Origin of the sequence: Pantoea sp. CCBC3-3-1 (assembly GCF_007981265.1) — a bacterium.
Classification (GTDB): domain Bacteria; phylum Pseudomonadota; class Gammaproteobacteria; order Enterobacterales; family Enterobacteriaceae; genus Erwinia.
In genome coordinates, this window is the sequence record NZ_CP034363.1 from 1,513,395 (window position 1) to 1,527,374 (window position 13,980).

The 13,980-nt window shown below is 54.4% G+C and carries 13 protein-coding genes and 1 pseudogene; 5 read left to right on the plus strand and 9 right to left on the minus strand.

The window, feature by feature from the left end; all coding sequences use genetic code 11:
- The first annotated feature begins 125 nt into the window (after positions 1-125).
- On the plus strand, positions 126-656 hold the full coding sequence (locus tag EHV07_RS07230; RefSeq protein ID WP_147196467.1) for a GNAT family N-acetyltransferase: 531 nt from the start codon (positions 126-128) through the stop codon (positions 654-656).
- Positions 657-800: 144 nt separating this feature from the next.
- Positions 801-1,574 carry a DUF3750 domain-containing protein gene (locus EHV07_RS07235; protein ID WP_147196470.1) on the plus strand — a complete coding sequence of 258 codons (774 nt, stop codon included), beginning with the start codon at positions 801-803 and terminating at the stop codon, positions 1,572-1,574.
- A gap of 46 nt (positions 1,575-1,620) precedes the next feature.
- Here the strand turns inward: EHV07_RS07235 and EHV07_RS07240 are convergent.
- A pseudogene (locus EHV07_RS07240) lies at positions 1,621-1,743 on the minus strand (arginase family protein); the annotation flags it as partial.
- Positions 1,744-1,935: 192 nt separating this feature from the next.
- Between EHV07_RS07240 and dinG the strand changes: the two are divergent.
- Together dinG and ybiB are read left to right on the plus strand one after the other, a co-directional pair.
- Positions 1,936-4,095, plus strand: a complete 2,160-nt coding sequence (gene dinG, locus EHV07_RS07250) for an ATP-dependent DNA helicase DinG (protein WP_147196472.1) — start codon at positions 1,936-1,938, stop codon at positions 4,093-4,095.
- A gap of 18 nt (positions 4,096-4,113) precedes the next feature.
- On the plus strand, positions 4,114-5,085 hold the full coding sequence (ybiB, locus tag EHV07_RS07255) for a DNA-binding protein YbiB (RefSeq protein WP_147196474.1): 972 nt from the start codon (positions 4,114-4,116) through the stop codon (positions 5,083-5,085).
- A gap of 47 nt (positions 5,086-5,132) precedes the next feature.
- Here ybiB and EHV07_RS07260 read toward each other — a convergent pair whose 3' ends face one another.
- The 4 genes from EHV07_RS07260 to EHV07_RS07275 all read right to left on the minus strand — a co-directional run bounded on the left by EHV07_RS07260 (position 5,133) and on the right by EHV07_RS07275 (position 8,168).
- Positions 5,133-5,561 carry a hypothetical protein gene (locus EHV07_RS07260; RefSeq protein WP_147196476.1) on the minus strand — a complete coding sequence of 143 codons (429 nt, stop codon included), beginning with the start codon at positions 5,559-5,561 and terminating at the stop codon, positions 5,133-5,135.
- Between the two features lie 98 nt (positions 5,562-5,659).
- Positions 5,660-6,814 carry a M20 aminoacylase family protein gene (locus EHV07_RS07265; RefSeq protein WP_147196478.1) on the minus strand — a complete coding sequence of 385 codons (1,155 nt, stop codon included), beginning with the start codon at positions 6,812-6,814 and terminating at the stop codon, positions 5,660-5,662.
- Between the two features lie 71 nt (positions 6,815-6,885).
- Complete coding sequence (locus EHV07_RS07270) at positions 6,886-7,431, minus strand: 5'-3'-deoxyribonucleotidase (protein ID WP_147196480.1); 546 nt, start codon at positions 7,429-7,431, stop codon at positions 6,886-6,888.
- 104 nt (positions 7,432-7,535) lie between these two features.
- Complete coding sequence (locus EHV07_RS07275) at positions 7,536-8,168, minus strand: flavin reductase family protein (RefSeq protein ID WP_147196482.1); 633 nt, start codon at positions 8,166-8,168, stop codon at positions 7,536-7,538.
- A gap of 126 nt (positions 8,169-8,294) precedes the next feature.
- On the opposite strand from EHV07_RS07275, the gene rlmF reads away from it, so the two are divergent.
- Positions 8,295-9,227, plus strand: coding sequence for a 23S rRNA (adenine(1618)-N(6))-methyltransferase RlmF (gene rlmF / locus EHV07_RS07280; protein ID WP_147196484.1), 933 nt, complete (start codon positions 8,295-8,297; stop codon positions 9,225-9,227).
- 9 nt (positions 9,228-9,236) lie between these two features.
- On the opposite strand, the gene ybiO is transcribed toward rlmF, so the two are convergent.
- From ybiO to glnH, 4 genes are all read right to left on the minus strand, one after another.
- Positions 9,237-11,498 carry a mechanosensitive channel protein gene (gene ybiO, locus EHV07_RS07285; protein WP_147196486.1) on the minus strand — a complete coding sequence of 754 codons (2,262 nt, stop codon included), beginning with the start codon at positions 11,496-11,498 and terminating at the stop codon, positions 9,237-9,239.
- Positions 11,499-11,630: 132 nt separating this feature from the next.
- A complete protein-coding gene (gene glnQ / locus EHV07_RS07290; RefSeq protein WP_147196488.1) occupies positions 11,631-12,353 on the minus strand; it encodes a glutamine ABC transporter ATP-binding protein GlnQ in 723 nt (240 codons plus the stop codon).
- Complete coding sequence (gene glnP / locus EHV07_RS07295) at positions 12,350-13,009, minus strand: glutamine ABC transporter permease GlnP (RefSeq protein WP_147196490.1); 660 nt, start codon at positions 13,007-13,009, stop codon at positions 12,350-12,352. The genes glnQ and glnP overlap by 4 nt, the downstream gene beginning before the upstream one ends.
- A gap of 83 nt (positions 13,010-13,092) precedes the next feature.
- Positions 13,093-13,839, minus strand: coding sequence for a glutamine ABC transporter substrate-binding protein GlnH (gene glnH / locus EHV07_RS07300; protein WP_147196492.1), 747 nt, complete (start codon positions 13,837-13,839; stop codon positions 13,093-13,095).
- Between the last annotated feature and the right edge of the window lie 141 nt (positions 13,840-13,980).

Consider the following 13,980-nt stretch of genomic DNA (forward strand, 5'->3'; position numbering starts at 1 on the left):
TTGTACAACTATTATTTGGTTGTACAAGTTGATGTAACGCGTGAAAAACTTTATATCTCATAAGCTGTAACGCTTTCATGCGTCTGATTCGTCCGGCGTCCATATGCACTTCTGGCAGACCGCTAATGAACAACATTGACTATCTATTACTAAATGCTGAGCAGGCTGATTCAGTGCGCGACGAGCTCTTTCATGTCCTGAGCGGCTGTGTCGCTACAGGAGCAAGTATAGGCTTTATCAGCACCGATCCTGAACCCATGATCGCATTCTGGCAAGGCGTAATAAGCAGTCTGGCAGCAGGCGAAAAAAAGCTGCTGGTGGCGCGCCAGCAGGGAAAAGTTGTGGCGACGGTGATTGTGGTGCTGGGCATGATGCCGAACGGCAGCCATCGCGCCGAAATCGCCAAGCTGCTGGTGCATCCTTCCGCCAGGCGACAGGGCATTGCGCGTGCGCTGCTGGAGCGAGCTGAAGATCTTGCTCGCCAGGCAGACCGCTCGCTGCTGGTGCTTGATACCCGTTCCGGTGACGTCGCTGAACAGCTCTACCTGGCGCAGGGTTGGCAAATCAGCGGGCAGATCCCGGCTTATGCGTTATCGACGGAGGGCGTACTGGATGCCACCACGGTGATGTACAAGTTTTTAACGCCAGGCGAATAGTGCGTCTTGCGTAAAAAATGATTGAACGCAGTATCTGTTGCCAGTAATGTGATTCTGGTCACATCCTGAGCAGGTGCTGTCGCGGATTGCCTGCCCACCGATCCCCTTTTATGCCACTCGTTACCGTCGGATACACCCAAAAATATGTTCTATCTCAAAGTCATCAGTATCAGCTTTATCTGCGTGCTGCTGCTCTCTTTCGCACAGAGCTATGTTAAAGCCACCCACAGCGGCGTGGTGTTAACCGGTCAGAACTGGTCAACGGCTCGTCGGGATTCCGCCGGGCTGGCACCCGATGCACTGCACTATAAAGACACCGCGATTGTGCAGGTTTATGCGGCACCCACTTTTGGCTGGCGTGGTCTGCTCGCCGTCCATCCGTGGATTATTTTTAAGAAAGCGGGCGAGACGCGATATCACCGTTATGAGGTGGTCAGCTGGGGAAGCAGCAATGTGATACGCCAGAACTATGCGCTGCCGGATGGTTTTTGGTTCGGCGCTAAACCGGGTCTGCTGGTGGAACACCGTGGCGCGGCGGCGGAAGCGATGATCCCGCATATTGAAGCCGCTATTGCCAGCTATCCCTGGCCACACACTTATCGCGTCTGGCCAGGCCCTAACAGCAACACCTTTTTAGCGCATATCGGCAGAGAAGTGCCCGCGCTGAAGCTGGATCTTCCGGCGAATGCCATTGGCAAGGACTTCCGCCCGCTAAGCCATCCGATTGGCCTGCCGCCTTCCGGTAAAGGTTTGCAGGTTTCCCTGCTGGGCGCGCTGGGCTTTACGATTGGCGCGCAGGAAGGTGTTGAAATCAACATTCTGGCCTTTAACCTGGGCGTGGATGTCCGCTCTCCGGCGCTGCGCTTGCCTTTTATTGGCCGTCTGGGCATGGCGAAAGCCAGCGACGTCAGCGGTTGAATTTAACGCCTGGCAGCACGCAGAGCATTTCATAAAGAATATTGGCGGCCAGCTGCGAGGTGGTGCCGTGAGCGATCTTTTCGCCAAACATTTCATCGTTGGTATCGGTGTGGGCATCAACATGAATCAGACCCACCGGCCCGTGTTTTTTCACCAGCGCCCGTAAAATTGCAGCCGAACGATGTAGCTATCAGGCAATGTTTTCGCTGATCTCCCGGCGTGGCCGCAGCCGTGAACCACTTCTGCGCGCCTTCCGTGATGAGGCAAAATTGCATGCCATGCTGAAGGATTAAACATGAAGTGCTGACGTAAAGTGCGTACTGTGTAAAAATACAGGTCGTTTTAGAAAAAAGTGGTCGTCATGGCGTTAAATGCCGCGTTAAAAGCGCAAATCGCTGGGTGGTACAAAGCCCTTCAGCAGCAAATTCCCGATTTTATTCCCCGCGCGCCGCAGCGGCAGATGATTGCCGAAGTGGCAAAAACGCTGGCCGGCGACGATGGCCGTCATCTGGCGATTGAAGCGCCCACGGGCGTCGGGAAAACGCTTTCCTATCTGATTCCGGGAATTGCTGTGAGCCGTGCGGAGGAGAAGCCGCTGGTGGTCAGTACCGCAAACGTGGCGTTGCAGGATCAAATCTTCAGCAAAGATCTACCGCTGCTGAAAAAGATCATCCCCGATCTGCAATTCACCGCGGCCTTTGGGCGCGGGCGCTATGTTTGTCCCCGGAATCTCTCCGCGCTGGCGACCGATGAAGAGAAGCAGGGCGATTTGCTGCTGTTTCTTGACGATCGTATGACCGCCAGCAAAGACGAGCGCGAGCTTTGCACGTCGCTTGAAAAAAACCTCAATCGTCATCAGTGGGACGGTCTGCGCGACCACTGTGAAGAGACCATTGATGATTCGCTCTGGCAGCGCCTGAGTACCGATAAAGCCAACTGTCTTGGCAGCAACTGCCACTGGTTCCGGGAATGCCCGTTTTATGTAGCACGCCGGGAAATTGAAAATGCCGATGTGGTAGTGGCGAACCATGCGCTGGTGATGGCGGCGCTGGAAACGGAGTCGGTACTGCCGCCGCCGAAGAATCTGTTGCTGGTGCTGGATGAAGGCCATCATCTGCCGGATGTTGCTCGTGATGCGCTGGAGATGAGCGGCGACATTACGCCCGCCTGGAGCACGCTTCAGCTTGACCTGTTCTGCCGCCTGGTTGAACAGTGTATGGCGCAGTTCCGTCCTAAAAGGCCGCCGAATCTCAGTAATCCTGAGCGGCTGAAGGCACATTGTGAAGAGGTGCGCGAGCAGCTTCAGCAGCTGTCGCAGATCCTCAACCAGCTCCTGCCGGCAGATCCGCAGGAAGCGGAATACCGTTTTGAAATGGGGCGGCTGCCGGAAGAGGTGATGACGATTTGTGCGCGGCTGTTTAAGCTTAGTGACGGGCTGCGCGGACTGGCTGAAGCGTTGATGAACGATTTGAGCGAAAAGACCGGGCAGTTTGACGTGGTGCGCCTGCACCGCACGCTGCTGCAAATGAACCGCGCGCTTGGCTGGTTTGAAGCCAGCACCAAGCTGTGGCGGCTTTCGGCAATGGAACAGGCTTCCGGCGCGCCGGTATCGAAGTGGGTGACCCGAGAGCTGCGCGAAGGCAATCCGCATCTGCTGTTCCACTGTGCCGGGATCCGCGTTAGCGACCAGCTGGAAAAACTGCTGTGGCGCAAAATTCCCCATGTGGTGCTGACCTCGGCGACGCTGCGCTCGCTGAACAGCTTTCAGCGCCTACAGGAAATGGCTGGCCTGAGTGAAAAAGTGGGCGACCGTTTCGTCGCGCTGGATTCGCCGTTTAACCACGTCACCCAGGGCAAGCTGATTATTCCTCAGATGCGCTATGAGCCGATGCTGGCTAATGAAGTCGCGCATCTGGCTGAAATGGCGCATTTTTTCCGCCAGCAGATCAAAGAGGGCGCACACAAAGGCATTCTGGTGCTGTTTGCCAGCGGCCGGGCAATGCAGCAATTTATTGCTTATCTGCCCGAGCTGCGGCTGATGATGCTGGTACAGGGTGACAAACCGCGTCCGGCGCTGGTGGCGCTGCATCGTAAAAAAGTGCAGCAGGGTGAAACCAGCGTGCTGGTCGGTTTGCAGTCGTTTGCCGAGGGGCTGGATCTGAAAGGCGATCTGCTTTCGCAGGTGCATATTCATAAAATTGCTTTCCCCCCGGTGGACAGTCCGGTTATTTTGACCGAGGGCGAATGGCTGAAAAGCCTGAAGCGTTATCCGTTTGAAGTCCAAAGCCTGCCAAGCGCCTCTTTTAACTTAATTCAGCAGGTTGGCCGACTGATTCGCAGTCATGAATGTTTTGGCGAAATCATCATTTACGACGGACGCCTGTTGAGCAAAAGCTATGGTGCGCGTCTGCTGGGCGCGCTGCCGGTATTTCCGATTGAACAACCGGCTATGCCCGCAGGGGAACTGCCCAAGGCCAGCCCGCTGCTGAAAACGAAAAAAGCCGTGCGCCGTCGTCGCTAACAACCCAAGAGCAGAAGCATGGAATACACAAAAATTATCAAAGAAGTCGGGCGTGGAAAAAATCATGCCCGCGATCTCGATTTCACTACCGCCTGCGATCTTTACCGGCAGATGCTGGACGGTGCGGTGCCCGAGCTGGAAATGGGCGGCATCCTGATTGCGCTGCGTATCAAGGGAGAAGGCGAGGAGGAGATGCTCGGTTTTTATCAGGCGATGCAGGAACGCGTAATCACCTTAACGCCGCCGGCCAGTTTACCGATGCCGATTGTTATTCCCAGCTATAACGGCGCCCGTAAACAGGGCAACCTGACGCCGCTGCTGGCGTTGCTGCTTTCCGCGTTAGGCTTTCCGGTGGTGGTGCATGGCGTCAGCGATGACCCGACGCGTGTCACCAGCGAAGCGGTGTTCGCCGGGCTGGGCATCACGGCGAGTAGTGGTGCAGAGCAGGCGCAGCAGCGTCTGGAGCAGGGAAAGCTGGTGTTTATGTCGGTTGCCTCGCTTTGTCCGCCGCTGGCTGAACAGCTCTCGCTGCGCTGGCGGATGGGCGTACGGAACAGTGCTCATACGCTGGCTAAGCTGGTGACGCCGTTTGGCGAAGACGCTGCGCTGCGTCTCTCCAGCGTCTCGCACCCGGAATATATTGCGCGAGTCGGAAAATTTTTTCAGGCGATTGGCGGCCGGGCATTGCTGCTGAACGGCACCGAAGGCGAAGTCTATGCTAATCCGCAGCGCTGCCCGGCAATCAGCCTGATTGCTGGCGAGCAGCCAGAAGTGCTGCTGCCCCGTCAGGAAGAGAGCGGCATCGCGCGTGATGCATTACCCGAAGCCAAAGATGCACAGACCACCGCTGACTGGATCAAGCGCTGCCTGAACCGTGAAGTCCCGGTGCCACAGTCGCTGCGCCAGCAGATCGCCTGCTGCTACGTTGCTACAGGCCGTGCAAGCGATGTGGAAAGCGCGCTGGAACAGATTGCTAAAGCGGGTTACTAAGATCAAGCCTGCATGCCCTGCACGAGAGACTCCCGGCAGGGCCATGTCTACTGCTTACCGCATTTGTCAGCATCATCAATAATATGCTCCGCTAATTCCCGAAAAGGCATTCTCCTCAGCACATCGCCGGTGAGCACGGCGGCATCCGCTGCGTTTTCCATAAATTTTCGCAGATAATCTGAGGCGATATTTTGGCTTTTCAGACCACAGAGGGCATAAAGTTTTGCCTCGGGCGTGGCATCGGCAGATTCTAAAATGCTTTTAAAATCAGCTGCTGCCTGTGGACCGCGAAGGATTTCGGTATAAATGCGCTCGCCGGGCGATATTTCACCGGCAAAACCATTCATACCCAGTGAAAACGTGGGAACCTGCGATAATTCAGTGCGGTTTTTTTGCGAGGCGTTGACCAGAGAAGAGCTGGTAGCAATACAGAGTGCCAGCATCGTGAGCTGAACGGTTTTGATTCCTGACATCATTCATTCCTTTGATTTTTCAGGCGGCAGATTTTTTGTTGTTCCGAGCGCATCAATGCACTCAACGAAAACCCCAGGCGGCCAGTTTCGCCGCCCGGGCATTATCTTAGCGGCAGTAATTTTTCCGCCAGACGTGTCCAGATAGCGATCCCTTCGCCAATCAGCGCATCGTTAAAGTCGTAACGGGCGTTATGCAAAGGGGCGGACGGCGTTGCGCCATCGGCACCCAGCCAGAAGTAGGCTCCCGGGCAAACTTCCAGCATGCAGGCAAAATCTTCTGAAGCCATCGACGGGTTAATTTCCCAGTGCACGCGCTCCGGCGGCAGCAGCGACAACGCGCAGTCCCGCACGTTTTGTGCTTCCGCCTGATGATTACGGGTGACCGGGTAATCAGTAAGATACTGAATAGTGCCTTCAATGCCCATCGGTGAGGTAAAGGTCGTCACGAACTCATCAATCATCTTACGCACGTTGACCCGGACATCGCTCTGCAAACAGCGCAGCGTGCCGCGCAGCACAACGTTTTCCGGGATAACGTTAATCGCTTCGCCGCCGTTGATTTGAGTGATGCTGACCACCGCCGAGGCGAGCGGAGAAAGTCGGCGGGCAGGAATGGTTTGCAGCGCCAGAATCAGTTGCGCAGCGGCAACGATCGGGTCCGCGCCATTTTCCGGCATCGCGGCATGGCAGCTTTTGCCGCGCAGGATGATTTCGAACGCATCCAGCGAGGCCATCATTGCACCGCTGTTGACCGCCAGATGCCCAACCGGCAGTCCGGGCCAGTTGTGCAGGCCGTAGATGGCGTCCATAGGAAACAGCGTAAACAGACCGTCTTCAACCATTTTACGTGCGCCACCCAGGTTCTCTTCCGCAGGCTGGAACACAAAATGCAGCGTGCCGCTGAAATTACGCGTGGCGCTAAGATGTTTGGCCGCTGCCAGCAGCATGGCGGTGTGGCCGTCATGGCCGCAGGCATGCATCACGCCAGGCTGAGCGGAGCGCCAGGCCGCATCGCCCAGTTCGGTGATGGGCAGCGCATCCATATCGGCACGAAAGCCGATAACCGGACCCGGGCCATTTTCCAGCGTGCCAACCACGCCGGTTCCGGCGAGTCCGGTGTGTACCTGGAGCCCAAATGCTCGCAGCTGTTCCGCCACCTGACGTGAAGTTTGATGTTCGTAATAGCCCAGTTCCGGCCATGCGTGAAACTGCCTGCGCCACTGGGTGGCTTCTTCAATCAGCGAAACGGGGATCATTAAACCTTCACTCCTCTGCTGGCGGTAATCAATCAAGCTAAATTAAGGTAACACAGAAAGACAGGTGCCTCTCATCGTGATAAGCCGTTCTCCGGAAGCAGCAGCATTTCAATTTCCTGCCAGTTCTTTACCCGGCGATAGCCGGTAACCTGCACATTATGCGGCGCGGTGTAGAGAATGCCTTCACCACGAAAGTTTTCAAAATTCACCGCGTTATCGTCGATCATATAGTCAGCATTGATAATGCTTTTGTTGCCGCAGAATACAATATTGCTGGGTTTGATCGCCGGAAAATGATTTTTCAGCCAGCGAAATTTCGCGTTAAAAGAGGTGGGGATCTCCATTGCGGCGGTGGTGATAAATATCTCATAGTGCTTGCTGAGTTCTGCAATAACGCGCTGGCTGTCGGCGATAACATCCAGATCGCCAAAGAAATCTTCGTCATCCGTCACCAGCGTGAATATTTCCTGCAACATCTCGGGCTTATCCCGACGCAGATCGAATAAATTCAGATCGTGATGCGCCAGTTCCAGCGAGAAATGCGTGTTAACGGTTGTGACCATTTTAGGGTGAAAATCGGCGATGACTTCATCCATATCGATGGCAATTCTTTTCATTATCGCTCCATGACTGCGGAAAGGGTGAACGGACAGCATACCAAAAAAGCCAGAAGCGGGTGCTTCTGGCTGCTGATATCATGATGCAGGCATCGTTTGGCTCATCAGGATTTACGGGCATCCGGGCGGACTAAATCGAAGCGTAAATCCTCACTGATCGCATAGTAGGCGCTCGGGCCGCCAGCGCGTAAAATAGGGTTCGCTTTGGCGGTCTGATAAATCCCTTCTTCAAGCAGTTGATGATCGATATGAATAGCCACCGCTTCCCCCAGCACCATCCATTGCTCTAATTTTTTGCCGCTGGCATCTTCTAACTGAATAAGCTGGGTCAGTTTGCATTCGAAATTGACCGGGCTTTCCGCCACCATACTGACGTTCACCTGCGTACCGGGAAGGGCTGTCAGCCCGGCAAGGGCGAACTCATCCTGGTCACTTGCGACGGAAGCGGAGCTTTCGTTCATCGCCACGGCCAGTTCGCGAGTCGCCAGATTCCAGACGAACTCACCGGTTTCAGCAATGTTCGCCACGCTGTCTTTCCAGCCCTGGCTGGAAAAACCGATAATTGGCGGCTGATAATTGAAACAGTTAAAGAAACTGTAAGGCGCGAGATTACGCACGCCAGCGGCGCTTTGTGAGCTGATCCAGCCAATCGGGCGCGGGCCAATAATCGCATTTAGCGGGTCGTGCGGCAGGCCGTGGCCCAGACGGGGTTGATAAGAGTGGCGTGAACGCGACATTGGAACTCCTTAAAATAAAATCAGTTATTTTATAGTAGCGGGTCTGAACAAGGAAAAAAGCCGGGAATTGTTTACGATCTTTACCGTAGCAGGTATCTTACGCGCCTTCAGATAAGAGAGTCGTTCATGAAAAACATCGCCGAAAAAAGCCAGCTTCATCCCCGTAACCGCCACCGTGGCCGCTACGATTTTCCTGCGCTGATTGCCAGCCATCCGCCGCTGGCCGCCTTTGTGGCAGTGAATCAGTATGGCGATGAGTCAGTTAATTTTGCCGATCCGGCGGCGGTAAAAATGCTGAATCAGGCGCTGCTGCACCATTTTTACCAGGTCGAAAACTGGAGCATTCCCGATGGTTTTCTCTGCCCGCCGGTGCCGGGTCGTGCCGATTACGTCCATCATCTGGCGGATTTGCTGGCAGAAGATAACCGCTCCGTTGTGCCACGCAACATTAACGTGCTGGACATTGGTTGTGGCGCGAACTGCATCTATCCGCTAATTGGTTATCGCGAATATGACTGGCGCTTTACCGGCAGTGAAGTTAACGAAGAGGCAATGCGCTCGGCAAATGCCATTATCGCAGCCAATCCTGGTCTGAATCGTGGCGTTCGCCTGCGTCGCCAGAAAGATCCTCAGGCCATCTTCAGCGGCATTATTCATAAAAATGAACAGTATCACGCGGTGATTTGCAATCCGCCGTTCCACGCGTCGGCCAGCGAGGCACAGCAGGGAACGCAGCGTAAAGTTCGTAACCTGGGCCTGGCAAAAAATTCGCCGCTGAACTTTGGCGGCCAGCAGGATGAGCTGTGGTGCGAAGGGGGCGAAAAAGCCTTTATCGCGCGTATGATTGCCGAAAGCCAGACCTTTGCCCGTCAGGTTGTCTGGTTTACCTCACTGGTCTCACGCAAAGAAAACCTGCCGGAAATCTGGCGTGCGCTGGAAGACGCCGAGGTGGCCGCCTTCCGTACCGTTGAAATGGCGCAGGGACAGAAACAGAGCCGGTTTATCGCCTGGACTTTCCTGGAAAAACCGGCTCGCGAACGTCAGATGTCTCGCGTTTAAATTGTCACGTTACTGTCCCGGCGCGGGCAGTGATGGCAGGCTGGCAGCGCCTTCAAGCTCGCTGCCGGTTTGCATCACCTGCACCGTCTGGTGCGGCGCTTTAATTCCTGCCGCATCAAAATGCTTCTTCACCCTGTTGTCGAGCGCAAAGCGTACGGTCCACTGTTTCAGCGGCTGCGTGGTGAAGGAGACACGAACCGTAAAGCCCTGATTCGTCAGCCCAACCAGCCCGGCGAAGTTCGGCTCGCCAATCACCATGCCGCGGATGGTGTCATCCTGCATCAGTTCCTCAACCGCTTCCCTAAGCGTCGCGTTCACGCGTTCGCTGTCTTCGCTGCGATCGACATCATAGTTAGCGACAAACGAGCCGATGCCGCGCACAAAGTTGGCAAACGTGGTTATCGAAGACCAGGGAATAATATGATATGCGCCCGTATCCTGGCGGACCCCCACCGAGCGAATCGACATCCGCTCTACGGTGCCGGTAATCGCGCCGATGGTCACCAGATCGCCGGTGTTCATGCCGTTTTCAAACTGAATGAAAATACCGGTGATAATATCCTTCACCAGCGTTTGCGAACCGAACGAGACCGCCAGCCCCAGCGCGCCCGCACCGGCTAATAGCGGCGCGATATTCACGCCAATTTCAGACAGCAGGATCATAATGGTAATGGTGCTAATCACCACCGCCAGTGCGTTGCGGAACAGCGTGAGAAGCGTACGGGTTCGCGCACTGGGCATCGGCCTGCCGTGTGAATCCGAGGCCAGCCGACTTTCAATCAGGCTGGCAAGCAGCGTCCAGCCCACCGCCGAGAAGAACAGGATCATCACGATTCGAATAATCACATCGACCATTTTTACGCCAGCGCCGACGGTCAGCCAGTGCCAGAGATCGAACAGGTTCCACGCATTGAGCAGCAGCAGACTGACGGCAAATACCGTCAGGGTTCGCGCCAGCTTCAGCATCATAGAAATCCAGCTGTTGACCCGTTTTTGCAGCTCGGGATAGTTGCGGCGCAGGTCAGGCGACAGGATGATAGTTTTAGATATCCAGCGGCTGAGAATACCGGAAACCAGCGCGCCAAGACCGACAATGGCCAGCGAGCGAACCGTCGCAGACATCATAAATTTCAGGCTGTCGCCCGGGTTGAAGATGGATAGCAGAAACAGCGCGATAAAATAGGCACTCGCCAGCCAGTGCCAGATTGCAGCAAATGCTCTGATAAATAGCGAAAAAAAGCTCATTGAGCGATCGGCCAGACGGCCCAGATCCTGCTGGATACTGCGTCGGTTATGGAAGATCAGATAGAGCGCCCAGCCGGTAATTAGCCCCATCAGCACGATATTCACCAGTGCGGCAACCTGGACATTTACCTGATTGGAGACAATCGGCACAATCACCAGCAGACCATAACCAATTACGCTGCTCAGCCAGCTCAGGCGCGTGTTCCAGTAGAAGGCGCGTTCATCCGCAAGATGAAAGAAGCGCAGCTGTGGGTAGCGGGGACAGAATATGAGTCGCAGAATGGCTTTGAAAAATTCAATCAGTGCAAACGCATTGAGGAACAGCCCCTGTTGGTAAGCAATAGTCCGGCTACCGGCATTCAGTGAGTCACTGAGCATCTGTCCGACAAACAGCGCCAGAGCCAGCAGCAGCAGATCGAGAATAAAGGCTCCAATAATCATCGCAGGCAGGTGCAGCCAGTTCGTGCGATCGCTATTTTTCTGGCGTCCCCACTGGCCCATGCGGCGATAAACCGGCGTGATTGCCCGGCAAATCAGCCAGTAAAAGGCAAAAAGCGCAACGGCCAGCATAGCGAAGTGGCTCAGCGCATTAAAGAAAGTATTGTGATTGAATGGTTTATGAGGCGCACTAACAATATTGCGGTGGAGTTTTTTAAACTTATTCAAAAACTCACCGCCAAAATGGCGGCTGACGTCGGTTACGCTTTCCAGCACCGTTTTATCTTCTTCTTCGGCCGGTGGCGTCAGCACCGGCGCTTTGGTATCGGACGGGCTGTTGGCAGCGGAACGTAGCTGGGTGATTAATTCCTGACGGGATTGATCGTTTTGCAAAATATTAGCCAGCGCGGCCCACGCAGCTTTTTTTTCATCGACGCTGGGTTCTTGCGTGCTACCGGACTGGGTTTGAGAGGCTGCAACGGCAGCGGCAGGTAACGATACGGCCTGAGTCTGTGCTGCAAAAAGTAAAAAAGTTACGGCAAGTAGCCACCGGACGGCGAGGCGCCAGGGTGGAAGGGTTCCCAACATCTTATTCTCCTGTTACGACGCAAAAGGGCGTCGACCAGAAAGTATAGTCTGCTAAGGTGCCAGCACAGGGAAAGGGGCGGTTTTTAAGAACAGGACGACGTAAAACGGGCGGAGGATCTCCGCCCGAAGGGATCAGGAAACGTGCTGCAAGAATTCCTGCAGGCGGGCGCCTGGTGGGTTATCAATTAACTCAGCCGGGTCGCCATCTTCCGCAATGCGGCCTTTATCGATGAAGATCAGACGGGACGCCACTTTTTTCGCAAAGCCCACTTCATGGGTCACGATAACCATGGTCATGCCTTCTTCCGCCAGATCCTGCATCACTTTCAACACTTCATGACGCAGTTCTGGATCCAGCGCGGAGGTGGGCTCATCAAACAACATCATCTTAGGCTTCACTGCCAGCGCACGAGCAATCGCGACGCGCTGCTGCTGTCCGCCTGACAGCTCAGAAGGGAAGTGATGAGCACGCTCGGCCAGGCCAACTTTACCAAGCAGCTCTTTCGCCAGGCGGTGCGCTTCCTCTTTTTTGGTGCCGCGTACGCGAATCGGACCAAAGGCGACGTTATCCAGCGCGTTCATCTGTGGGAACAGATGGAACTGCTGAAATACCATGCCTGCTTCCTGACGGATCAGGCGCTCGTCAACTTTCGGATCGTTGACTTTCAGCCCATCGACAATCAGCTCGCCGCTGGTGATCTCTTCCAGCTTGTTAATGCAGCGCAGCAGCGTCGATTTACCGGAACCGGAAGGCCCAATAATCACCACCACTTCACCCTGCTTGATGGTCAGATCGATATTGTGCAGAACCTGCGTCTGGCCGAAATGCTTGGAGACGTTTTTAAATTCAATCACAGGATTTTCATCCTTTTTTCAAGGCGACGCAGAACAAAGCTCAGCACCAGCGTAATAAACAGATAGATAACGGCCACGGCGCTCCAGATTTCCAGCGCGCGGAAGTTTCCGGCAATGATTTCCTGTCCCTGACGGGTCAGCTCGGCCACGCCGATGACGATAAACAGGGAAGTATCTTTGATACTGACGATCCATTGATTGCCCAGCGGCGGCAGCATACGGCGTAATGCCAGCGGCATGATGACGTAGCGCAGCGTTTCGCGACGAGAGAGTCCCAGCGCCAGGCCCGCTTCACGAAAGCCGTTATGAATAGACAGTACCGCGCCACGCGTGATTTCTGCGATGTAAGCGCCGGAGTTAATCATGATAGTGACCACGGCTGCGCTGAACGGATCGATGCGCAAATCGTTGAAGGCCATTGGCAGGGCAAAATAGATAAACATCACCTGCACAACAATGGGTGTGCCGCGAATAAGTTCAATAAAGACCAGCGCGATATTACGGGACAGCCAGCCACCGTAAGCGCGGGCAAAACCGGCAACCAGGCCGATAATTAAACCGCCAATCAGACCGAGGACCGAAATCCACAGCGTCAATCGGGCGCCCTCGAGCAGGGCCGGAATAGATGGCCAGATGGCGCTCCAGTCAAACTGCATTATTATTTCTCCGGATGAAAACCGTTCTTGTGTTGGTGTGAAAAACGCAGGCGCGGACGCCTGCGAAAGGTAAAAATGTTGAATTATTTAGGTTCGCTGCCGAACCATTTTTTATAAAGCGTATTGTAGGTGCCGTTTTCACGCAGTGTTTTCAGTGCGCCATTCACTTTTTCACGCAGTTCGTCGCTGCCTTTCGGGAAGGCGATGCCGTACTGCTGTGCTTCGATAGACTCGCCTACCGCTTTGAACTGGCCTTTGCCAGCGGTATTAATGAAGTACAGGATGTTTGGCGTGTCATGCAGTACTGCGTCAGCACGGTTAGTGCCAAGTTCCATATAGGCGTTATCGATATTCGGGAACTGGCGTAAATCTTTAGACTTGATGTGCTGCTTAGCATAATCGACCGATCCGGTGCCGCTCTTAACAGCGACCACTTTACCGGTCAGGTCATTAATACCTTTGATCTGGTCATTATTGGCTTTCACCATCACCAGCAGGCCGCTTTTGTAGTATCCATCAGAGAAGTCGATCGCTTTTTTGCGCTCTTCGGTGATGGTGATACCGGCCAGCGCCAAATCAACGTTACGGGTTTGCAGGCCAGGAATGATCCCGCTGAAATCCATAGGCTTCAGGGTATAGTCAATCTTCAGCTCTTTAGCGATAGCGGCCCACAGGTCCACATCGAAGCCAACATATTGGTTACCCTGTTTGAACTCAAAAGGCACGAAAGCAGTATCGGTTGCAACAACCAGCTTTTTTTCTGCGGCAGTAGAAGAGACGGCAAACGCCAACGTCAGCGCTGCCAGGGAAAACTTAACAAGTGACTTCATCTTTTTATCCTTATAGCAGTCGGACAACGTTTTTTATCCGAGTGGCACTGGCCATATGAAAAAATTATGCCAGGTTTTCAAAATATATGGAAAACAGCACATTGAGTCAATTTTAATGGGCATTACGTAGGGCTAACGGAG

Coding starts and splice junctions, on each gene's coding strand:
- EHV07_RS07230 (WP_147196467.1), top strand. CDS start 126: ATGAACAACATTGACTATCTATTACTAAATGCTGAGCAGGCTGATTCA.
- EHV07_RS07235 (WP_147196470.1), top strand. CDS start 801: ATGTTCTATCTCAAAGTCATCAGTATCAGCTTTATCTGCGTGCTGCTG.
- dinG (WP_147196472.1), top strand. CDS start 1,936: ATGGCGTTAAATGCCGCGTTAAAAGCGCAAATCGCTGGGTGGTACAAA.
- ybiB (WP_147196474.1), top strand. CDS start 4,114: ATGGAATACACAAAAATTATCAAAGAAGTCGGGCGTGGAAAAAATCAT.
- EHV07_RS07260 (WP_147196476.1), bottom strand. CDS start 5,561: ATGATGTCAGGAATCAAAACCGTTCAGCTCACGATGCTGGCACTCTGT.
- EHV07_RS07265 (WP_147196478.1), bottom strand. CDS start 6,814: ATGATCCCCGTTTCGCTGATTGAAGAAGCCACCCAGTGGCGCAGGCAG.
- EHV07_RS07270 (WP_147196480.1), bottom strand. CDS start 7,431: ATGAAAAGAATTGCCATCGATATGGATGAAGTCATCGCCGATTTTCAC.
- EHV07_RS07275 (WP_147196482.1), bottom strand. CDS start 8,168: ATGTCGCGTTCACGCCACTCTTATCAACCCCGTCTGGGCCACGGCCTG.
- rlmF (WP_147196484.1), top strand. CDS start 8,295: ATGAAAAACATCGCCGAAAAAAGCCAGCTTCATCCCCGTAACCGCCAC.
- ybiO (WP_147196486.1), bottom strand. CDS start 11,498: ATGTTGGGAACCCTTCCACCCTGGCGCCTCGCCGTCCGGTGGCTACTT.
- glnP (WP_147196490.1), bottom strand. CDS start 13,009: ATGCAGTTTGACTGGAGCGCCATCTGGCCATCTATTCCGGCCCTGCTC.
- glnH (WP_147196492.1), bottom strand. CDS start 13,839: ATGAAGTCACTTGTTAAGTTTTCCCTGGCAGCGCTGACGTTGGCGTTT.